The organism is Winogradskyella forsetii (assembly GCF_013394595.1).
Lineage (GTDB): Bacteria > Bacteroidota > Bacteroidia > Flavobacteriales > Flavobacteriaceae > Winogradskyella > Winogradskyella forsetii.
Window position 1 is genome coordinate 4356901 of record NZ_CP053348.1, and the last position, 23147, is coordinate 4380047.

The window sequence follows — 23147 nt, forward strand, 5'->3', positions numbered from 1 at the left end:
ATGTATTTAAAAGGCACATCTAAAAATGAGAACAAATAGTTTTCAACCCCTATACAATACCTCTGGGATGAAAAAAGGAGTCAGATAAATTATTTTTTGGAATAACTTTTGAAATTAAAAAATTACACGGTTGTTAAGTGAGAAAAATAAATTGAACTAAACATGTATATCGTATTGTACGGCATTAAAATTAAACCCAATCAAGAAGAAAACTTTATTGAAGCTTGGAAAGCATTAACCTCATTGATTTACAAATACGAAGGAAGTTTAGGGTCTAGATTGCATAAAAAAGATGCACTAAATTTCTTTGCTTACGCACAATGGCCTGATAAAACTACTTTTGATAATGCTGGTGGAAATTTACCAGAAGAAGCCGATCATTTTAGAAATAGAATGAAAGCTACTTATAAAAAATTTGAAGTATTAGAAAAGTTTGAAGTGATTGAAGACTTGTTAAAGCAAGAACAAAGCAAAATGTGATCATTAGAGGCTTTAAGTTTTTGTCCCAGAAGGACAACATATAGGTAAAAAACAACATCAAGGCGTAAAATAGTGCCTATAGGTACTACATATGAAAAAACAACTATACATACTATTACTATTAATCGGATTAATAATTGTTCCGCAGTCAACATACGCCCAAGTCGATTTCAACAAACGGCCAGACGACGACTTAGGGAATGTTGAAGACGAATTTCAGGAGCATTTCTTTGAAGCGCTGAAGCAAAAAGGCATAGAAAATTATGAGCGCGCCGTTGATGCGCTTCATAAATGTTTGAACCTTAATAGTAAGCTTCCTGTCATTTATTTTGAATTAGGCAAAAACTATAACAAACTCAAAAACTTTGGTGCTGCAGAAGAAAACCTAAAGAAAGCTATCGACATGCAGCCAGATAATGTTTGGTTTTTAGATGAGCTTTACGATGTGTATTTTCAGCAAGATGATATTAGAAATGCTTTAAAAACGATTAAACAGTTGGTTAAGTACCATCCAGATTATAAAGAAGATCTGGCGGCACTTTATGTGAGGGAGGAAAAATACAATCAAGCATTGGATTTATTGGATGAATTGGATGCAGAATTCGGCTTAAGTGAGTCCAGGGATGCCATGCGAAACGATATCTACAGTATCACAGGCAACGCAGACGATCGTATAGAGAATTTAGAAGAACGCGTCGCTAACAATCCGAATAATGAAGATAATCACTTAAAGCTTATTTATAGATACAGCCAAACAGGCGACCACAAAAACGCTTATAAAGCAGCGAAAAACTTACTAAAAGTGAAGCCAGATTCTAAGTTTGTGCATTTGGCCTTGTATAAGTTCTACCTTCAAGACAATAAAGTAGGGGATGCCATCAACTCAGTAAAAGTAGTATTAACGAGCCCCACAATAAATGCAGATGCAAAAGCAAAAGTCCTTAAGGATTTTGTGGCATTTGTAGCTAAAAATCCTGAATACGAAATGGACTTAATTGACATTACAACACTGATAGACGACAATAAAGATGCACAAACGCATAGCGATTTGGGACACTATTACTTAAAAGCAGGCGATAAGGTAAAAGCGCTTTCGAATTTTAAAGAAGCTTTAAAGCAAGACCCTAACGACTTCAAATTAATTAAGGATGTCTTGTTACTTCAGTTGGATATAAAAGATTATAAAGCGGTTATCTCAGATAGTGAACGTGCTTTGGAACTGTATCCTGCACAACCCATTTTATATTTAATGAATGGTGTGGCAAATAATAATTTAGGAAAACCTCAAAAAGCCATTGACAATCTAGAAATGGGATTGGATTTTTTAATCGACAATCCCACTATGGAAGCCGATTTCTATACAGAATTAAGCATTGCCTACAAAGCCTTAAATAATATTAGTAAATCTGAAACGTTTGCTAAAAAGGCACAAACCCTAAAGCCGCAACAATAAACTAATTATGTTTTATTTTTACCTGACCTAAGACTATTTTATGTAAAAAATGAATTGAAGCGAAGGGTTAAACAAAAATCGTCGTATTTAAATTGTAATAAATTATTCAAGATTTAAAAACTTAAAGTTGGATTCTTGATTAGAATAAACTTTATTTTTGTGCCGAAGCGATAGAAATTTTTAGTAAAATCGTATTAAGTCTTGATTTTTTTGTTTCGTTTTTTTATCAAGAAAAAAATGAAAAGAATATATTCTTTAATTCTATAGAAAATTAGATGAAATACTTTAAAACTAATAATTATTTAAAAATAGGACTTTATTTATGTCTTATCGTTACAGCATTCAGTTGTAATTCCGCCAAAAGCGTTATCGATTCTGGTGTAGCGAGCGATAAGCTATCGGCAAAGCAAGTTATAAGGCAACACGAGAAGAATGAAGCCGATTTTAAAACCATGAACGCTAGGGTTGCCATTGATATCATTCAAGGCGAAAATGAACAAGGACATACCTTTAGTCTTCGAATGGAGAAAGACAAAGTCATATGGTTAAGTGCTACTTTGGGTATGGCTCGTATGATGATTACACCAGAAAAAGTGCGATTTTACAATAAAATAGATAACGAATTTTTTGATGGCGATTACAAACTATTAAGCGATGTGGTTGGCGTGGATCTCGATTTTATGAAAGTCCAAAACATTCTTTTGGGTCAATCGATTTATGACTTAAAAGACGAACCGCATCAGGTTTCTGTAAGCGGAAATTCTTATGCCTTAAGTCCGAAAGATCAAAATGCACTTATGGAATTGTTTTATCTAATCAATCCGTCACATTTTAAAATGGATAGTTTACAATTGCAACAACAACTAAAAAAACGAATGCTTCAAGTAGATTACGCAACGTATCAAGAAGTTAAAAAGCAGATTATTCCAGAAAATATTAGAATTATTGCGGTTGATGATACTGACCAAGTCGCAATTACGTTGGAGTTTAAATCGGTATCTTTGGATGGGGAGGTGCGTTTTCCATTTAACATACCAGAAGGTTATAAAGAAATAGAGATAAAGTAGGAAGAGCGAAGTTTGAAGCATGAAGCAAAGGCACAAAGCACAAGGAAGCTGGTATAAAGAGAAAAGATTATAATGTAATATCAATTAATTGCAAATCTTTTCATAATACAAAAACAGCCTTTTTAGCATGAGTAATCACACAAGAGTAGTGTCCCCTTGAGGCTAATGAAAAACAAAATATGTTTTGTTTAGAAATTACCGAGCAAAGCTTTTAGGGGTGTTTTTCTAAAATAAAATGATATACTTTTAATTGATGCTTTTTAAAAAGTTACAATTCTATTTATAAAATAAGAATTAAAATATACAATGAAATACTTTTTTCGATCCATACTTTTAATAGGACTTTTAATGTCCTTTTCGTCACTTTTTGCACAAAGCGATAAGCAAAAAAAGCTTGAGGAGCAGCGGCAACAGGTTTTAAAAGAAATGAAGCAGATCAATGCCTTGTTGTTTACTAAAAAGAAGGAAGAAAAATCGGCAATTACGCTTATTGAAGATATTAACTACAAGGTCAACGTTAGAAAAAATCTGATAAGAATTACCAATGAACAAGCCAATCTACTAACAAGGGAAATAAGTACCAATCAAGACGAAATTACGAGTCTCAGAACACAGTTACAAGAATTGAAGGACGATTATGCGGCCATGGTCGTAAAATCATATAAAAGTAAATCGGAACAAAGCAAAGTGATGTTTTTACTCTCTTCAAGGAACTTTCAGCAAGCCTATAAACGACTTCAATATATCAGACAATATAGAGACTATCAAAAAGAACAAGGCGAAGCGATAAAGACCAAAACAAAGGAATTGCAGGAGCTAAATATTCAATTGTCTAAACAAAAGGAAGATAAACAAAAACTCATTGAAGAAAATCGAATTGCCAAACGAGAATTAGAAAGTGAATTAAAACAGCGTGAAGTTCTGATGGCATCCATTAAATCTGATATGGGCAAATTTGCCGCTCAGATTAAGAATAAAAAGCAAGAAGCAGATCGTTTAGATAAAGAAATCAATCGAATTATTAGAGAAACTATTGCTGCGGCCAATAAAGAATCAAGTAAAACATCTTCTAAAAGCAAGTATGGTGAAACACCAGAAGCAAAACTGCTATCTGCAAATTTTGAATCCAATAGAGGTAAACTGGGTTGGCCAGTCTCGAGAGGTGTTGTTAAAGTAAAGTATGGAAAACAACGCTCATTGGTTGATAATTCCGTGACGCAAAATTATAAAAGTATCTATATCGCAACAGAAGACAAATCTGGAGTTAAAGCGGTTTTTAATGGCGAAGTGACTAGAGTACTGGTCATTAAAAATGGTAATCCTGCAGTTTTTATTAGACACGGTATTTATTTTAGTGTCTATATGAACCTGTCAAAGGTTAATGTAAAGAAAGGCGATAAAGTTGTGGCAGGCCAAGTTATTGGCGAAGTATTTACCAATAAAATTAAAGGTGAATCACTTCTGGGTTTCAGAATTTATAAAAACGATCAGGTCATGAATCCAGAACCTTGGTTGGCCAAGTTTTAATTTAGACTGTAATTTACTCAAAAAGCGCCTTTAACTCAGTGGCCTCATCAGGTTTCATTTTTCCAGCTAAAAGCAAACTCAATTGTTTACGACGCAAAGCTGCATCATAGCGTTGTTTTTCCAATTCAGTTTCAGGAACCAATTCTGGCACTTTTACTGGTCTTCCGGTTTCATCAACAGCCACAAACGTGTAAATGGCTTCATTGGCTTTAATACACTCACCAGATTCCCTGTCTTCAATCCAAACGTCCATATAGACTTCCATAGATGAGGTAAATGCTCGCGATACCTTAGCCTCAATCATTACCACACTTCCCAAAGGAATAGAGCGATTAAAAGCGACGTGGTTTACAGAAGCCGTAACAACGATACGTCTGGAATGTCTTCGGGCAGAAATACTAGCGGCTCTGTCCATACGAGCTAACAGTTCGCCCCCAAACAAATTATTGATAGGATTGGTTTCGCTTGGTAATACCAAATCTGTAACTATGGTTTTAGATTGAAATGCGGTTCTAGATTGCATAAGGATTTTAAAATTTGTGCAAAGATAGAGCGATTTTAGGATGAAGTTGGTTAATTATTAGTGAAAAGTGAAAAGAAGAGTGGAGGATGAAGTTGGAAGCACGAAGCACGGAGTTAGAAGTTTTCTCACCAAGATGCAAAGCTGTGCGTAAAAATGTCGTTTTCTTGTTGATCCGTGAAATACGTGTAAAAAAAAACCACGGTAATTATCCGCAAAGATTAGTGTAAATTAGTGAAATTCGTGTCAACTTTTTCTCTCTGAGCATCTCTGTGAAACCTCTATGAATCTCAGTGTAACAATTTCAGGTTTAATCCATGAAATTCGTATCAAAAAACACCATACATCACAGTGAGTATCCATAAAGATTAGTGTCAATCAGTGAAATTCGTGTCAACTTTTTTTTTCTCTGCGTATCTCTGTGAAACCTCTGTGAATCTCAGTGCTACAATTTCAGGTTTAATCCGTGAAATCAGTGTCAAAAAATAGCACACATCACAGTAAGTATCCGCAAAGATTAGTGTAAATTAGTGAAATTCGTGTTAACTTTTTTTCTCTCTGCGCATCTCTGTGAAACCTCTGTGAATCTCAGTGCTACAATTTCAGGTTTAATCCGTGAAATCAGTGTCAAAAAATAGCACACATCACAGTAAGTATCCGCAAAGATTAGTGTAAATTAGTTAAATTCGTGTCAACTTTTTCTCTCTGCGCATCTCTGTGAAACCTCTGTGAATCTCAGTGTAACAGTTTCAGGTTTAATCCGTGAAAATCCGTAAAATCCGTGTCAAAAAAATAGCACACATCACAGTAAGTATCCGCAAAGATTAGTGCAAATTAGTGAAATTCGTGTCTGAAATCTAAACTTACTTAAGACGCTTTATCAACAACCAAGCATCACGATTGTGCTCACGACGAATCTTATAAAGTTCTCGTTGTGCTTCACTTCTGGTTTCAAAACTAGCGTAAACCACTTCATGCAATCCATAGCGGTTAGCACCAATTTTACGCGCTTTAAAGCCTTGATCCCTAAGTTGTTTTACTTTCTTATCGGAATTAGCTTCTACTCTAAAAGCACCAGCAACAATATGGTAGTTCCCGCTTTGCTTTTCCAAAGATAATGTCGCAGCAGGCAAAGGATTGCTGATTACAAATGTCGCTTCTTGTACCTTAGCATCGAGTTGCTCATTGGCTTGCTCTTGTGCTAATTGATTGTGATTCTCAATCGTATTGTTGTAATAAGTTGCAGCACCAAAACCACCAAGCCCTAATAAAACAACGGCTGCAGCTGCGTATTTTAACCAATTACGATTAGAACGTTTTTCAGGAGTCAATGCAATAGGAGCTGTCTCTTCAAGAGTTTCAACGGTTTCTTTATAAACTTCACGTGTAATATCTGAAGAGGTAAAATGCGATAAACCAAAGGCATCAGTTAGGTAATTAATATGGCTAGATGGATCAAATTGAATTTTTCCATCAGCGTTTAATACCAATTCTCCAATGTTTTTAAGTTGAATGGTTTCCCCTTCTACCAAATACGATTTAATCGATTTTATTTGCTTAGAGATTTTATTTAAAGCCGTTGAATAAGGTATTTTTTCAACTTCAGCAATGTAATTAGCCAACAAACCATCATTTTGTTGCAATTGCTCGTTAAAAGATAACGCTTTTTTTGGTGGATAAAAGGTGTGTGTGGATTCGTGAATTTTTGCCGAAACACGATGTGTTAAAAATGCTCCAAACCCAGGAACGGTGACACAATCGTAACGGTATAAAAGGTCGCTAATGTAAGTCTCTAACTGCATATAAACGCAAAGTTAAAAATTTTTGTTTCCGAACGAAGTGAAGTTAAGTTTAGTTATTAACATAGAAATTAATAGTTATACATGTGATTGATTTACTGTTAATTCACAATCATTTTTTTACAACAAATACATATTAATTTATATGCGTATAGAAAAATAAGCATGAAGTTGTGGTAATTTATTTTCGATTCGAAAAAATACGATTTTAATTTTCCAATCCGTTCAAAATTAAATAATTATATTCGTGAACAGGCGATTAATTGCTTCAAACATCTAGTTTTCAATGACAGACCAACAACTTATTTATGCCTTAGCTTTGCAGCATGTTCCGAAAATCGGGTCAACAACGGCTAAAAAATTAATAAATCACTGTGGTTCTGCAGAAGCAGTATTAACTGAAAAAAAGTCTAAGCTTTTAAAAATCGATGGCATCGGAACTATTACTATCGAAGGTCTTTATGATAAAATACATTTAGAAGAAGCCGAACAAGAATTAAAATTCATTAAGGACAATGCTATTACTGCACACTATTTTACAGAAGACACCTATCCTGAACGTTTAAAACATTGCATCGATGGACCGCTTGTGTTGTTCCAATCCGGAAATATTAATATAAAAGCGCAACGCATTATCAGTATCGTTGGCGCTCGGAAAATTACGACTAGCGGAATCGCCTTTTGTGAAAAACTGGTGGAAGCGTTATCGCCATTTAACCCAATTATTGTATCAGGTTTTGCTTACGGAACAGATATCACGGCCCAAAAAGCTGCTGTAAAACATAACCTGCAAACCATAGGTTGTTTGGCACATGGGTTAAATCAAATTTACCCAAAAGTGCATAAAAAATATGTGGCAGATATTGAAAATCATGGTGGATTTTACACCGACTTTTGGAGTACGGATCCATTTGATAGAAATAATTTTTTAAAACGAAATCGCATCATTGCAGGACTCAGTGAGGCCACAATTGTTATAGAGTCAGCCGAAAAAGGTGGCAGTTTAGTAACCGCAGATATTGCGAATTCATATAACAGGGAAGTATTTGCTGTACCTGGACGGACAACGGATAGCCAAAGCGTCGGTTGTAATAATTTGATAAAATTCCAGAAAGCCCATTTATTATCCAATCCATTGGATGTGCCTTATATGTTGAATTGGGAGCTGGAATCCGATAAAAAACCAGCAGTACAACAACAACTATTTGTAGAGTTAGAACCCGATGAAAAAATAGTTTATAATTTTCTAAAAGAGAATAATAAAGAATTATTAGATGTTATTGCCTTACGATGCGAAATGCCAACGTATAAGATTGCTGGTGTTTTATTGAATATGGAATTGAAAGGCGTGGTTAGGCCTTTGCCTGGTAAATTGTTTGAGGTTATTTAGAAAATAGGAGACCATTCAGGTTTTTAAAAGCTGGTAGGTTCGGATCTTAATACCCAACCCTCTCTTTTCACGTCCCAAAACAATTATTTAGATGGTCTATTCAACGTTATCATACTAACTACTGAAACAATAATAACAAGAATCGCTAAATAACCAATCCAATCCATAGGTTCATTACCAATAATTCTTGACACCAACAATAAAATCATGGCGAGAACAGTAAAGATTGAGCTTATGTATTGTTTTTTTATCTTCATTTTTATCTAAGTCATTAAGATTTAAAATACCAAGCAGTCCTGAAAACTTTCAGGATTATAACCCTACAAGTCTGGATCATTTACAATAAATAGTCACACTTATAAGTTGGTTATTAAAAACCATAGAGATTCCTGCCTTCGCAGGAATGTGTTAATACCCTACCTTCTCCCTCACACGCCTCAAAACAGCATCAGCAATAACCTTAGCCTTAGCAGCACCTTTAGCCAAAGCCGCATCAACCTCCTCAAGATTATTCATGTAATAATCGTAGCGTTCTCTTTGTTTGGAAAAGCGTTCTAAAATAAGTTCGTACAACGCTTGTTTCGCATGGCCATAACCATAGTTGCCACGGTCGTAATTCCCTTTCATTTCTACTATTTGAGACTCTGAAGCTAGTAGACTATAAATAGCAAAACAGTTGCAGGTTTTCCAGTCCTTTGGATCTTCAAGAGGTGTGCTATCGGTTTCAATAGACATTATTTTTTTGCGCAGTTGTTTTTCAGGTAAAAAGATGTTGATAAAATTACCGCGACTCTTGCTCATTTTTTCGCCATCCGTTCCAGGAACAAGCATAGTGTGTTCCTGTATCTTTTCTTCAGGTAAAACAAAAGTCTCTCCCATTTTGGTATGAAAACGGGAAGCGACATCACGCGTCATTTCAATATGTTGTATTTGATCTTTTCCAACCGGAATAATTTCGGCATCATACAATAAAATATCTGCTGCCATAAGCATAGGATACATAAACAGACCCGAATTTACATCATCTAAACGATCTGCCTTATCCTTAAAACCATGCGCGAGTTTTAATCTTTTATACGGAAAAAAACAATCTAAATACCAAGCAAGTTCAGTAACTTGTGGAATATCACTTTGTCTATAAAACACGGTTTTTTCAATATCCAAGCCAAAAGCCAACCAAGTTGCAGCTACCGAATACGTATGATTTCTCAGCGTTTCAGCATCTTTGATTTGCGTTAAGGTGTGCATATTTGCAATAAAAAGAAACGATTCGTTTGTAGCATCGTTTGCCATGTCTATTGCTGGTAAAATAGCACCTAATATATTTCCTAAATGTGGTGTTCCTGTACTTTGTATGCCTGTTAGTATTCTTGCCATGCTCACTTCCTGCGAAAGCAGGAATCTTTTTAATTAAACTTCAATTCAAATTAAAGGTTAAATCTCAGGATAAACCTGAAACTTAAAAATTGACCTAAGCGTCAAGTTATTAAACCAATTATCCCGCTAAAAAAAGCGGGATTAGTTCAACGAACTATTTTGAATGCATTACGTCGTAACTTTTCAAAACAGAGTTTCACTAAAAAACAAAGGTAATTTTTTTAGTAGAATTATAAAGAGCGATTGAGAACTCATTTAAATTAACTAGTTTTGGTGCTATGGCATTTTTCAAATATCCATTCTGGTTGTTATATCGCATTTGGTTCTATATTTTAGTAGCCATCCCGATTATTGTGCTATTTCCTTTATTGATTATTTCCATATCAAGGGAACAATGGTATCCATACTTCTTTAAGATGGCTCGTATTTGGTCCAAGTTCATTTTAATAGGCATGGGTTTTGGCTATAAGATTACAAGGGAAGAAACGCCAGACCCTAATAAGAGTTATATGTTTGTGGCCAACCATACCTCAATGGCAGATATTATGCTGATGTTGGTTGCGGTTAAGAACCCGTTTGTTTTTGTAGGCAAGCAAGAATTGGCTAAAATTCCGCTATTCGGGTTTTTTTATAAACGTACCTGTATTTTGGTCGATAGAACGAGTGCCAAAAGCAGACAAGCGGTTTTTTTAAGAGCACAACGACGTTTAAAACAAGGCTTGAGTATTTGTATTTTTCCTGAAGGAGGCGTGCCAGAAGGTGATATTTTGTTAGATGAATTTAAAGATGGAGCGTTCCGATTGGCGGTAAACCATCAAATTCCAGTGGTGCCCATTACATTTTATGATAATAAAAAGCGTTTTTCTTATGTTTTTTTTAGTGGCAGCCCTGGGAAAATGCGCGCCAAGATTCATAAATTTATCCCTACGAGAGGTTTAACTATTACAGACACAAAACCTCTCAATGAAAACGTTAGAACGATCATTTGGAAGGAACTTACTAGTGGCTTAAGCACAAAAAAAAGCCACTCCAACCAAGAGTAGCTTTTGTCATCATTGCATTCATCATAGCTTTTTGCAATAACCTAACTAACCTAAAACTTAAAACTTAATCCTGTATACACTCCAATTAAAAAAGGTTTAAAATCTCCTGTGGTGTTGTTGAATGTGTTGATTTGATACTTAAAGGTTGGTTCAAGATTAACATTCCATTGTTCTGAAAGATTGTAATCCATTCCCAAACCGAAATTGGCACTAAAACTAGTGTCGTTAATATTATTTGCTTCTCCAATTAATGTTGTGTTGCCATCAACATCTGCATAGATTTCATTGTCATTTAAAAGAAAAGTGCTAAAACCTCCAATCACATTAATTCCAAATTTTTTATCTAATACTGCATATTCTAGCGCTATCGGTATTTCTATAAAACCAAATTTTTGTTCAATATCCCCTGCAATCTTGGTGTTGAATAATTCTGGTGTAGAAGATTTATTCATCACAGTAGAACTCATGAGTGATACATTTTGTTCGCCATCCTTAAATGAGATATTTCTAAACTCAGCATCAACCCCTCTTGCAGCTGTTCCGGCTCCGGTAAAAGCAAATACATTTGTGGTGGTTTGATTTAAGTTTAAGCGATTAACACCAGCTCTAATTTTTAATTTCTTTGAAATAGCATAACTACCAGTAATACCATAACTCATATTAACGTCGCTGCTTTTAGCGTTATTGTTAAACTGTTGGTCCAGTGAAGAGCCTTGACCCAAAGAGCTAAAATAAACAGGCGCAACATTTGGTGCAATGCTCCACCTGTTTCGTTCATCTTCTTTTTCTTCTTCATCAATAGTTTTATTATTTTCAGCAATGGCTTCTTCAATAGATTCTTTTTTAAGGTCTTCGATAAGTGAATTTTCTGGTTCAGAATTTTCAACTTTGTTTGTATCTTTATTTACAATTTCAGATTTTACGTTTTCCGAGGATTTATTATCTGCTACAAGCGTTTTATCATCTTCAATGGACTTTTTGATTACCGATTTTCTTTCTGATTCTGTAGTTAATAGTGACTTATGGTTTTTCTCTATGAGTAACTTCTCCTCAGTTTTTAAAGTTGAACTGGAATTCGTTTGATTGGCAACTTTTGAGCTATTCTGCTCATCTGCAAATGTTGAAGGACTTCTGCGTTTTTGAGAAGATTTCGTTTTTTCTTCAACCTTAGAATTATTAACCACTACATTCGATTTTTGATTCGAATTATTAGGATTGATTAATGGGTTTGAATTTGAGGGATTTGTTTTTTGAGTTGAATCGTCATCAGGATTTTTCAAATCGGATTCTTTTTCTGAATCTAAGTTTGAATCAACAACTTCGGTATCGTTATCTTCAACAGTATTTAAATCATTATAATTTTCATCAGTTTCAGAATTTTTATGATTCTTTTCTGAGTTATCTTCCGTATTTACAACAGGAAAATCTTGAGTGTTATTATCATCAGAGTTAAATACAGAAACACCAACAGTTAGCAAAAGAGCAATTACAGCCGCAACGCCTCCAAGTTGCCACCAAAGAGCAATAACCCTTAGTTTTTTCTTTTTCTTAGGCAGACTTTCGCTGATACGATCCCAAACGGCATCGTTAGGTGCTATCTCAAAATCTTTGAACTTTTCTTGAAAAAGTCTATCTATGTTTTTTTTATCATTCATTATTTATAAACTCTTCGAATTTGGGGTTGCGTTATAGTTTTCTATTTTTTCTTTTAAAATCATCCTTGCGCGTGCTAAGTTAGATTTTGAAGTTCCGCTTGAAATATTTATCAACTCACTAATTTCAACATGGGAATAACCATCTAAAACATATAGGTTAAATACCAATCGATATCTATCTGGCAATTCTTGAATGATTTTAAGTAAGTACTCAATGCCAACATCATCTTCATTAATATCTACCTCTGTGTCTTTAATATTACCTTCGTCTATGATGTCATAAACACCAACATCTTCCCTATAGCGCTGTAAAGCTGTGTTTATAGCGATGCGTTTTAGCCAACCTTCAAAAGAACCTTTATTCTTATATTGTCCAATTTTACTAAAAATAGTTATAAATGCATCATGCAGATTATCTTCCGCTTCGGCATAGTTTTTAGAATACTTAAGACAAACCGAAAATAACTTACTTGCGTATTGCTTGTATAACTGGCTTTGAGCTTGAGCATCTTGATTAATACAATTTTTTATGAGTTGTTCTAAACTCACATGAATATTGGAATTAATTAATAAATTAGTCTTTTACTTGTGCTTGGTTTCTCGAATCCGGCCTTCCGTCCATAACGGGCACTTCTACAATATAATATTGATCTTCTCCTTCTTCATCTTCGCCTTGGTAAAATTTGAACACATATGTTTCATTTCCTGTGACGGAAAAATTAAAATGAACAGTTACCTCCTCAGGATTATATACGCAAGTGTTGTCAACGTCTGCATAAACCGTATTGACAACAACAACCGTTCTCTCTTGACCATCTATTTCATAAATAAAATCATTAAAATAGTAACAGGAATTTGGCTGTGTATAGGTAATATTTATTTCATAAATCTCACCTTGTACAAAATACTCTGGCAGCTCAACACTGTCAATTGGAACCACTTCTAAATAAAAATCATAGTTATCATTATCATCTATATTACAGGATGTAAATATTGAGATAAAAGCAAAGACAAAAAGGGCATATCTTTTCATAATTATATAATTAATTCTATTTATAGATGCAAAAAACACAAAAGGGTTGCGTCTAAAACTAAAAAAATCCTGGTTTTAACAGGATTTTTAATTTTTTTAGTTCGAATCATTAATTAAAGCTCTCACTTTCTCTTCCAGTTCATCCATTAAATCCGGATTATCTTTTATGAGCATCTTTACGGCGTCTCGTCCCTGACCTAGTTTGGTATCGCCATAGCTGAACCAAGAACCACTCTTTTTAATAATATCATGTTCTACAGCGATGTCTAAAATTTCTCCCACTTTAGATATACCTTCGCCGTACATAATGTCAAATTCGGCTAATCTGAATGGTGGAGCAACTTTATTTTTTACCACTTTTACTCTGGTTTTGTTTCCCCTAACATTACTATCACTATCTTTAATCTGCGTAGAACGTCTAATATCTAAACGTACGGAAGCATAGAATTTTAAGGCATTACCACCAGTTGTGGTTTCTGGGTTGCCAAACATTACACCAATTTTTTCACGTAATTGGTTAATAAATATTACCGTACAATTGGTTTTACTTATCGAAGCGGTTAATTTTCTGAGCGCTTGTGACATCAATCGGGCGTGCAGACCCATTTTAGAATCTCCCATTTCCCCTTCAATTTCACTTTTTGGCGTTAAGGCAGCAACGGAATCAATTACCACAATATCGATAGCACCAGATCTAATTAAATTATCGGCAATTTCTAAAGCTTGCTCGCCATTATCGGGTTGTGAAATAATTAAATTATCAATATCAACGTTTAATTTTTCGGCATAGAAACGATCAAAAGCATGCTCGGCATCAATAAATGCCGCAATACCACCTGCTTTTTGTGCTTCGGCAATTGCATGGAGGGTTAAAGTTGTTTTACCAGAGGATTCTGGTCCATATATTTCAATAACTCGACCTCTTGGATAACCACCAACGCCTAATGCAATATCCAATCCTAATGAGCCTGAAGGTATAGCGTCTACATCTACTACAGCCTGATCGCTCATTTTCATTACTGTTCCTTTTCCATAAGCCTTATCTAACTTGTCTAAAGTTAGTTTTAACGCTTTTAATTTTGCATCTTTTTCACTACTCATTATCTTATTTTTTTTCTTAGAATTTTTCTTGATTTTTAATTTTGAAGGTAAAAGTAAAACTTAAGACGGAATTCTTAATTAAACTGTCTTCAAAAATACGGCTATTTTTAATTATTTTTATAATTACACGATACTTATTACAGTTAATTTAAAGTATTGAAGAAAGTGATTTTTTCCTTAGTTTTTATAAAAATAACTACGCATCGTGAATAAGTTTTATCAATTAGTCTTATCCCTTAAGTCATGATTCTTGTGTTTAAATGCAAAGCAATCTAAAATCTTTTTTACTTTCTCGACGCAACCCTTTTGCACTTTTTGCATCTACTAAGTGAAAAAGGAAATAATTGCTATGAAATGCGCTACTTATAAACTCTAAAGTTGTCTTTAGAGTTTAGTAGCGAATTATTTCTCAACAGTTTTATTAAAAACATTAGGTGTTTCAGTTACCGTTAAACCAAATAAATTTTAATATCTATTTGGAATTAATCCCTCAGTAACTGTAAAGCCCATGAAGATTAACTTTTAGTTTAAGTTTTAGGTTGATAAGTTAATCTTAAAAGCACTTTGAATTGTTCAAGGTGCTTTTTTTGTGCTTAATTTCAAGCATTTTCTGTAAAAATAATACCTTTGCATTTAAAGAACGTAAGGTTTAGTAAAGGGTTACTCATTTTTATAGAAAAACTTTTTATTGTGATCCAGAACATAATTTGTCAACTAATTGTCAATTAATAACGGTTAAGGCTTGTTTCATTCCCGTATAGCTATCGGGACTAAAAGCGAAGCGGTCTTATGTTTTTTATTTAAAATCTTTAACTCTTAAAATTAGTATAGCATGCAACTGTACAATAACTTAAGTGCTAAGGAAAGAGCAGAACTTATTGAACAAGCGGGAAAAGAACGCTTAACCATCTCTTTCTACAAGTACGCCAAAATCAACAATACCGAAATTTTTAGAAATCACCTATTTCTTGCTTGGGATCAATTAGAGGTCTTGGGAAGAATCTATGTGGCCAACGAGGGCATCAATGCACAACTTTCTGTACCAGCAGAAAATTTTGAACTTTTCAAAACCCATTTAGACACGATTTCGTTTTTAGAGAACGTACGATTAAATATTGCTATTGAGCACGATAATTTTGCTTTCTTAAAACTAAAAGTTAAGGTGCGAAATAAAATCGTGGCAGACGGATTAAATGATGCTACATTCGACGTTACCAATAAAGGCGTACACGTTAATGCTGAAAAGTTTAACGAACTTATTGAAGATCCTGATACGGTTTTAGTGGATATGCGAAACCATTATGAAAGTGAAATCGGTCATTTTAAAAATGCCGTAACTCCAGATGTGGATACCTTTAGGGAATCTCTCGACTTAATTGAAGAGGACTTAAAAGAACACAAAGAAGATAAAAAATTGGTGATGTACTGTACAGGTGGCATTCGTTGCGAAAAAGCAAGTGCTTATTACAAACATAAAGGATTTAAGAATGTGTTTCAGCTCGAGGGTGGCATTATAAATTACGTTCGCCAAATTGAAGCCGAAGGCTTAGATAATAAATTTATTGGTAAGAATTTTGTATTCGACCAAAGACGCTCCGAGCGTATTTCTGAAGACGTCATCGCCAATTGTCACCAATGCGGAAAACCAGCCGATCTGCATACCAATTGTGCAAACGAAGCTTGTCATCTATTATTCATTCAATGTGATGACTGCAAAGAAAAAATGGAAAATTGCTGCTCTACAAATTGCATGGAAATAAACAGATTGCCGTACGAAGCGCAAAAAGAATTACGAAAAGGACAAGGTAATAGTAACGATATTTTCAAAAAAGGGCGTGCAGATCATTTGCCCTATAAAAAGGATTTAAGGAATATTTTTGAGAGTTTGAAATCTTAAATTTAAATTAATGTCAGACCGAACATTAGCGAGGTTAAAAAATATTATGACCGAAGGTAACTTATACATTAAGCCGAAGTCCTTTTGCAATACTAATATTTTCTCCTGTGCTCAGTCTGACATTTAGTTTTATTTCTTAATCACTTTAATAGTTTTCTTTTGATCTTGTTCTCCCTGAAGAGTTACAAAATATAGGCCTTTAGAAAGTTGTGTTAAGTTTAATTTGTTGATGCCCTCTTCAGACATATCGTCAACCCTATAAACGGTTTTGCCCAACACATCTACCACATTTGCTTTAGTTATTTTAGTAGCAGAATTAATGTTCACAATAGTATTGAATGGATTTGGATAGATTGAAGTTTCACTAAAATCTTCATTCGCAACACTTAAAAAACCCGAAATGTTAAAGGTGTGCGTAACTGTTTGACCTTGATATGTGGCTTCCCATTTCCATACGCCATTCATATCATAGATATCAGCAAACTGCCAATACCAATATGAGGAACTATAATCGGCCGTAAAAGGGAAATCCCAATTGTAAACTACAGAATCATCTGGTCGCATCACTTTTAGATTAATACTCGTGTTATTCGCTTGGTCTCTCATATAAAGACCGAACGTAATTGTAGCTGATGTATCAAAAGCATTGCTTTCGTTTGTTATTTCTTGCGTAGGACAACCAGGAAACTCAGGAGGAGCAGAATGAGTAATTACGGCATTAATATTTGGATTTTTGTATGGTTTTTGATCTACCCACCATGATGAGGCATTCATATTATTGCAACTGCCTGAATATGGGTCAACCAATTGCGTGTAAGTAGCATCCGTATAAACCTCGAAGTGCAAATGAGGCCCAGTAGAATTCCCAGAACTACCTACAACGCCTAAATATTCTCCTACAGTAACCATATCGCCAACGTTTTTTGTAGATAAAGACCCATTTTTCATGTGACCATACCATGCTATGCTTCCATCGCTATGTTGAATATAAATAGCATTCCAAATATTACTGTTAAAATCGCAACTTCTGTCATATTCTCCATCATTTTTAGCGATGATCTGCCCAGGAGCTGCTGCAATTATTTCTGCCTCGTTGAAGTCCATCATTTTTAGACCAAATGGCCACGTGTATATATCCACACCTTGATGATTGTAGCCGCTTGAATTATCGTAAGTTGTTGTGCCACAATTATAATCTGTGAGTTGATTCGGATAGTTCACATTATGATCCACATATCCAGAAATTCCCCAAACATCATTGTATTGAAGTCCATCTGTTTTTTGTACAGGCCAAATAAACAAGGGATTTCCTCCTCTGTTAGAGGTTTGGTCATATGCCAATTTGTTTTGGCGTATTAACTGATTCATGCTGTTAGTAACATCTGATTTTATGGTGGCTCTTTGATTGTCCGACAAACATGGCAATTGCTCCGCATTAAAAGCGAATTCTCCTCCACCATTTGGATTTGGTTCTATTGGGCTTTGGGAGTGGCTAAAACTTAAAGAGAATAGCAAAAAAACGATTAGTGTAATTTTAGTTTTCATAATATAAAAATGTATTGGTTCATACTAGTATCGGAAAATTTTTAAAATGTGAGCATAATTTACATAATTATCACTATATGAGTAGGTTATATTTGTTTTATTTTAAAATAAAATCTCAGTCGAGTGTCCAATTATTTTTCTGAATAAATAATCTTATCTTTACTCATTAATTATTTACGAATCCTATATCTAAATTTTTTAAAGATTTAGATTTAATATATACATTTTTTATGGCTTGTAACAGTTGCACAACTGGTAAAGATGGCCAACCAAAAGGATGCAAAAACAACGGAACTTGTGGCACGGATAGTTGCAATAAATTAACTGTTTTTGATTGGTTAGCTAATATGTCGCTTCCAAACGGACAAGAACCCTTTATTGGCGTTGAAGTTCGTTTTAAAAACGGCAGAAAACACTATTTTAAAAATACAGAAAACCTTACACTGAGCATTGGAGATATTGTGGCAACACAGGCAAAGTCTGGTCACGATATTGGTATGGTTACACTTACTGGCGAATTGGTACGCGTACAAATGAAGCGAAAAAAAGTGAAACTTGACGACGCAGAAAATGTGCTCAAAATCTACCGAAAAGCGACACAAAAGGATATTGATATTTGGTCCGATTCCAGAGATAAAGAAGAGCCAATGAAGGTAAAGGCCCGTCAGTTTGCTATTGATTTGAATCTAAAAATGAAAATTTCGGATATCGAATTTCAAGGCGATGGCAGCAAAGCGACGTTTTACTATACTGCTGAAGAACGTGTCGATTTTAGGGAATTAATTAAGGTTTTTGCGCGCGAATTCAGGACGCGAATTGAAATGAAACAAGTTGGCTTTAGGCAAGAAGCAGCAAGACTTGGTGGTATTGGATCCTGTGGTAGGGAATTGTGCTGTTCTACATGGTTAACCGATTTTAGATCGGTAAGTACATCTGCAGTACGTTACCAGCAACTATCCTTAAATCCGTTAAAGCTTGCAGGTCAATGCGGTAAATTAAAATGTTGTCTTAATTATGAATTGGATGCGTATTTGGATGCTTTAAAAGCCTTTCCAAGAAACGATACTAAACTTTACACAGAAAAAGGAAATGCCGTATGCCAAAAGACCGATATTTTTAAAGGGCTCTTGTGGTATGCTTATGAAGGCGAATGGATGAATTGGCACATTATCACTACAGACCAAGCCAATGAAATTATCGAAAAAAACAAGAAAAAAGAAAAAGTAGCAAGTCTTGAAGAATATGCTGCCGAGCATATCCAAGATACTAAAACTGAATTTGAGAACGTTGTAGGTCAAGATAGTTTAACGCGTTTCGATAGTCCAAAATCGAATAAGAAACGTAAAAACAATAAGAACAAAAGAAATAATAAAAACCGAAACAACAAGAGTAAGAACGGCAACACCAAAAATAAAACTCAAAATCGAAACCGCAATCAAAAACCAAAAGCCAAATCAAATGCTAAAAAAGACTCATAGATTAGTTTTGGTTGTAATCTGTTGTTTTTTATTCACAAGTTGCGACTCTGAAGCAGTGTTTGACAAGTACACGTCAGTTCCAAATCAATGGCATAAGGATTCTATTGCTAGTTTTAACTTTAAAGCTCCAGACACTACAAAAAATTATAATTTGTATGTCAATTTGAGGAATACAGATGCTTACAAATTCAGTAATTTATTTCTTATTGTAGAATTGAATTATCCTAATGGGAAAGCCGTAACTGACACTTTAGAATATAAAATGGCAGCACCTAATGGCGAACTTTTAGGTACTGGCTTTTCAGATTTAAAAGAGAATAAATTGTGGTTTAGAGGTTATAAAGATCCATTTAAATTTAATGAAGAAGGCGATTATCGAGTAAATATTCAACATGCTATGCGAAACAATGGAGATGTTAATGGAGTTGAAAATTTAGAAGGTATAACAGATATTGGTTTTAGAGTAGAACAGGCTCAAAAGTAGTAATTATGGCAAAAAAGAAAACAACGAAATCTAAATCGGAAACTTTAGATTTTTCAAAATATGTACGTTGGTTTTGGATGGTATTTTTAGGTGGCATCTTAGCGGTTGTATTATTATTTCTCTTCGCTTCTTGGGGTTTTTTAGGCGAAATGCCAGATCACACCAAATTGGAAAACCCAGAAACTAATTTAGCAACTGAGATTATTTCATCTGATGGTGAAACATTGGGAAAATTCTATTTTGACGACAATAGAACACCAATTGGTTATGAAGACTTACCTCAAAATATTGTGGATGCTTTAATAGCGACAGAAGATGTGCGTTTTTATGATCATTCTGGTATTGATGGTAGAGGTACTCTTAGAGCAATTTTTAAATTAGGAAGTGGTGGCGGAGCAAGTACTGTTTCTCAGCAGTTGGCTAAAAATCTTTTTACAAAGCAAGTCTCTGAAAATAAGTTTGGTCGTGTTTTTCAAAAAATAAAGGAATGGGTTATTGCTATACGATTAGAACGACAATATACTAAGGAGGAAATTATTGCACAATACCTAAACATTTATGATTTTGGTAACAATGGTGATGGTATTCGTTCTGCATCTCGTATTTATTTTAAAAAAGAACCAAAAGATTTAGACATTAAGGAATCTGCTATGTTGGTTGGAATGCTCAAGAATTCGTCACTTTATAACCCAAGACGAAATCCTGTAGGTGTTAAAAACAGGCGTAATGTTGTTCTATTTCAAATGAACAAATATGAATTTATTTCTCAATCGGTTAAAGATTCGCTTCAAGAAACAGAATTAGATTTAAATTATTCGCCAGAATCGCATCGTGAAGGAATCGCCACCTATTTTAGGGAATACTTGCGAGGTTTTATGAAAGATTGGGCAAAAAAAGAAAATAACAGAAAACCAGATGGCAGTAAATACGATTTATATACTGATGGACTTAAGGTTTTTACAACCATAGATTCACGTATGCAACAATATGCCGAAGATGCTATTGCACTACATATGCCAAGATTACAAGCGGAGTTTGACCACCAAAACACACCAGACAGAAATAAAACAGCACCATTTTTGGAGCTTAAGAATTCTGAAATTAAAGACTTGATGAATGAGCACATGAAACGAGGTGAGCGTTGGAGAATTCTAAAAAGTCAAGGAAAATCAGATAAAGAAATTAGGGCGTCATTTGAAAAACCAACGCAAATGACGGTTTTTAAATGGATTGATGGTAAAGCAAGCGAAGTAGATACGGTAATGAAACCTGTGGATTCCATGCGTTATTATAAATCGTTTTTACGTCCTGGCATGATGTCTATGGATCCACAAACAGGTCACGTGAAAGCTTGGGTTGGTGGCATGAATTATAGACATTTCCAATACGACATGGTAAAGCAAGGTGCGCGACAAGTTGGCTCTACATTCAAGCCTTTTGTTTATGCTACGGCTATAGACCAATTGCAGTTTTCGCCTTGCGATTCATTTCCAAGAACACCAATTACTATTGAAGCGAATAAATTTGGAAATCCAGAATCTTGGACCACAAAGAATTCAGATGGCAATTATTCGGGAAAACAGACTCTTAAAGATGCTTTAGCCAGTTCTACCAATACAGTTACGGCTCGTTTAATTAATGAAATTGGACCACAACCTGTTGTTGAAATGGCTAAAAAATTAGGTGTTACGGCAGATATTTTACCGGTTCCAGCAATTGCATTGGGTACTCCAGATATTAGTGTTTACGAAATGGTTGCGGCTTATTCTACGTTTGCGAATAAAGGGGTTTACAATAAACCTGTTATGGTGACGCGTATTGAAGATAAGAATGGTACTATTTTATATCAGTTTACACCAGAGAGTAAAGATGTACTAAGCGAAGAAGTGGCTTATGTGACCGTAAATCTTATGGAAGGTGTAACACAAGCAGGCTCGGGCAGACGATTAAGACACAGTGGTTTTGACAAATGGAACGCTGTTTATGAAGAAATTATTACAGGGTATCCGTACGAATTAAAAAATCCAATTGCAGGTAAAACAGGAACCACCCAAAACCAAAGTGATGGTTGGTTTATGGGCATGGTGCCTAACTTGGTCACAGGTGTCTGGGTCGGTGCAGAAGATAGAGCTGTACACTTTAGTAAAATTCATTATGGTCAAGGAGCTTCTATGGCATTGCCAATATGGGGATTATTCATGAAGGCGTGTTACGCAGATGAAACCTTGGACGTTTCCGATGGAGAGTTTGACAAACCGTCAAATTTAAAAATAGATGTCGATTGTGAAGCAAGGGACGAAGGTGATCTTGGTAGCGATGAAGATCCTGAGGATCCTGTGGACTTCGATTTTTAAAATCTTCAATACTCACACCTTTATTTTATGAGTTTAAATTATAGGTTTAGAACTTAGTTTTGTATTTTTCAGAAGCAAAAAATATGTCTAGCTATGATTAATAAAAAAGTGGATAATATTTCTGATGCACTCAAGGGCGTAAGAGATAATATGACCTTTATGTTCGGTGGTTTTGGTTTATCCGGAATTCCCGAGAATGCCATTGCCGAACTCGTAAAACTAAATATTAAAGGACTGACCTGTATTTCCAATAATGCAGGTGTAGATGATTTTGGCTTGGGTTTATTGTTACATCAAAAACAGATTAAAAAGATGGTATCATCTTATGTTGGTGAGAACGATGAGTTTGAGCGTCAAATGTTATCGGGAGAACTGGATGTTGAGTTAATTCCTCAAGGTACATTAGCAGAACGTTGTAGGGCAGCCCAAGCTGGATTTCCTGCCATATTTACACCAGCTGGTTACGGAACAGAAGTCGCAGAAGGCAAAGAAGTACGCGAATTTGATGGGAAAATGTATGTTTTGGAACATGCATTTAAAGCTGATTTTGCCTTTATTAAAGCTTGGAAAGGTGATGCTGCCGGAAACCTAATCTTTAAAGGTACAGCAAGAAACTTTAATCCTAACATGTGTGGTGCAGCAAAAACTACGGTTGTTGAGGTTGAAGAATTGGTGCAAGTTGGTGAATTAGACCCTAATCAAATTCATATGCCTGGGATTTTTGTACAACGTATTTTCCAAGGTGAGACCTATGAAAAGCGAATAGAGCAACGGACGGTTAGGCAGAAAAGTTAAAATTACGTAGAGTGCCTAAAGTTGTACAAATTCAGACGTGTAAACTTATAATCGTAATTCTATAAGCCCATAAACCATAAGCATATAAATATTAATGAACAGACAAGTGCCCAATACTTTAAGTACTTTTCAACTCTAAGTACTTTAGG

General features: G+C 34.8%; 19 protein-coding genes. 11 read left to right on the plus strand and 8 right to left on the minus strand.

Annotation, left to right across the window (positions count from 1 at the left end):
• Positions 1-162: 162 nt before the first annotated feature.
• From HM987_RS18705 to HM987_RS18720, 4 genes are all read left to right on the plus strand, one after another.
• A complete protein-coding gene (locus HM987_RS18705) occupies positions 163-480 on the plus strand; it encodes an antibiotic biosynthesis monooxygenase family protein (RefSeq protein WP_179009515.1) in 318 nt (105 codons plus the stop codon).
• Between the two features lie 91 nt (positions 481-571).
• Positions 572-1933, plus strand: coding sequence for a tetratricopeptide repeat protein (locus tag HM987_RS18710; protein ID WP_179009516.1), 1362 nt, complete (start codon positions 572-574; stop codon positions 1931-1933).
• A 275-nt stretch (positions 1934-2208) separates the two neighbouring features.
• On the plus strand, positions 2209-3000 hold the full coding sequence (locus HM987_RS18715; RefSeq protein WP_179009517.1) for a DUF4292 domain-containing protein: 792 nt from the start codon (positions 2209-2211) through the stop codon (positions 2998-3000).
• Between the two features lie 306 nt (positions 3001-3306).
• A complete protein-coding gene (locus HM987_RS18720; protein ID WP_179009518.1) occupies positions 3307-4527 on the plus strand; it encodes a murein hydrolase activator EnvC family protein in 1221 nt (406 codons plus the stop codon).
• 13 nt (positions 4528-4540) lie between these two features.
• Here HM987_RS18720 and HM987_RS18725 read toward each other — a convergent pair whose 3' ends face one another.
• On the minus strand, positions 4541-5050 hold the full coding sequence (locus HM987_RS18725) for an acyl-CoA thioesterase (RefSeq protein ID WP_179009519.1): 510 nt from the start codon (positions 5048-5050) through the stop codon (positions 4541-4543).
• 860 nt (positions 5051-5910) lie between these two features.
• Positions 5911-6849, minus strand: a complete 939-nt coding sequence (locus tag HM987_RS18730) for an HU domain-containing protein (RefSeq protein ID WP_179009520.1) — start codon at positions 6847-6849, stop codon at positions 5911-5913.
• A gap of 283 nt (positions 6850-7132) precedes the next feature.
• Here HM987_RS18730 and dprA point away from each other — a divergent pair, with 283 nt between their 5' ends.
• Positions 7133-8236, plus strand: coding sequence for a DNA-processing protein DprA (gene dprA / locus HM987_RS18735; protein WP_179009521.1), 1104 nt, complete (start codon positions 7133-7135; stop codon positions 8234-8236).
• 408 nt (positions 8237-8644) lie between these two features.
• Here dprA and trpS read toward each other — a convergent pair whose 3' ends face one another.
• The gene (trpS, locus tag HM987_RS18740) at positions 8645-9613 is read right to left on the minus strand and encodes a tryptophan--tRNA ligase (protein WP_179009522.1); all 969 of its coding nucleotides are present in this window, start codon (positions 9611-9613) and stop codon (positions 8645-8647) included.
• A gap of 278 nt (positions 9614-9891) precedes the next feature.
• On the opposite strand from trpS, the gene HM987_RS18745 reads away from it, so the two are divergent.
• The gene (locus tag HM987_RS18745) at positions 9892-10656 is read left to right on the plus strand and encodes a lysophospholipid acyltransferase family protein (protein ID WP_179009523.1); all 765 of its coding nucleotides are present in this window, start codon (positions 9892-9894) and stop codon (positions 10654-10656) included.
• A gap of 50 nt (positions 10657-10706) precedes the next feature.
• Here HM987_RS18745 and HM987_RS18750 read toward each other — a convergent pair whose 3' ends face one another.
• The 4 genes from HM987_RS18750 to recA form a co-directional block, all read right to left on the minus strand.
• Positions 10707-12311 (minus strand): hypothetical protein, encoded by a 1605-nt coding sequence (locus HM987_RS18750; protein WP_179009524.1) that lies wholly within the window; start codon positions 12309-12311, stop codon positions 10707-10709.
• A gap of 3 nt (positions 12312-12314) precedes the next feature.
• The gene (locus tag HM987_RS18755; protein ID WP_179009525.1) at positions 12315-12860 is read right to left on the minus strand and encodes an RNA polymerase sigma factor; all 546 of its coding nucleotides are present in this window, start codon (positions 12858-12860) and stop codon (positions 12315-12317) included.
• A gap of 25 nt (positions 12861-12885) precedes the next feature.
• Positions 12886-13344, minus strand: a complete 459-nt coding sequence (locus HM987_RS18760; protein ID WP_179009526.1) for a hypothetical protein — start codon at positions 13342-13344, stop codon at positions 12886-12888.
• A gap of 96 nt (positions 13345-13440) precedes the next feature.
• Complete coding sequence (recA, locus tag HM987_RS18765) at positions 13441-14445, minus strand: recombinase RecA (RefSeq protein WP_179009527.1); 1005 nt, start codon at positions 14443-14445, stop codon at positions 13441-13443.
• 832 nt (positions 14446-15277) lie between these two features.
• Here recA and trhO point away from each other — a divergent pair.
• A complete protein-coding gene (gene trhO / locus HM987_RS18770) occupies positions 15278-16342 on the plus strand; it encodes an oxygen-dependent tRNA uridine(34) hydroxylase TrhO (protein WP_179009528.1) in 1065 nt (354 codons plus the stop codon).
• A gap of 129 nt (positions 16343-16471) precedes the next feature.
• On the opposite strand, the gene HM987_RS18775 is transcribed toward trhO, so the two are convergent.
• The gene (locus tag HM987_RS18775) at positions 16472-17887 is read right to left on the minus strand and encodes a peptidoglycan DD-metalloendopeptidase family protein (RefSeq protein WP_179009529.1); all 1416 of its coding nucleotides are present in this window, start codon (positions 17885-17887) and stop codon (positions 16472-16474) included.
• A gap of 230 nt (positions 17888-18117) precedes the next feature.
• On the opposite strand from HM987_RS18775, the gene HM987_RS18780 reads away from it, so the two are divergent.
• The 4 genes from HM987_RS18780 (at position 18118) to HM987_RS18795 (ending at position 22998) form a co-directional block, all read left to right on the plus strand.
• A complete protein-coding gene (locus HM987_RS18780) occupies positions 18118-19365 on the plus strand; it encodes a PSP1 domain-containing protein (RefSeq protein ID WP_179009530.1) in 1248 nt (415 codons plus the stop codon).
• Entirely contained in the window at positions 19346-19849 is a 504-nt protein-coding gene (locus tag HM987_RS18785) for a gliding motility lipoprotein GldH (protein WP_179009531.1), read from the plus strand. The genes HM987_RS18780 and HM987_RS18785 overlap by 20 nt, the downstream gene beginning before the upstream one ends.
• Before the next feature lie 5 nt (positions 19850-19854).
• Entirely contained in the window at positions 19855-22203 is a 2349-nt protein-coding gene (locus HM987_RS18790) for a penicillin-binding protein 1A (protein ID WP_179009532.1), read from the plus strand.
• Positions 22204-22296: 93 nt separating this feature from the next.
• Positions 22297-22998: a CoA transferase subunit A gene (locus HM987_RS18795; RefSeq protein WP_179009533.1), complete on the plus strand. Its 702-nt coding sequence runs from the start codon at positions 22297-22299 to the stop codon at positions 22996-22998.
• Positions 22999-23147: the final 149 nt, after the last annotated feature.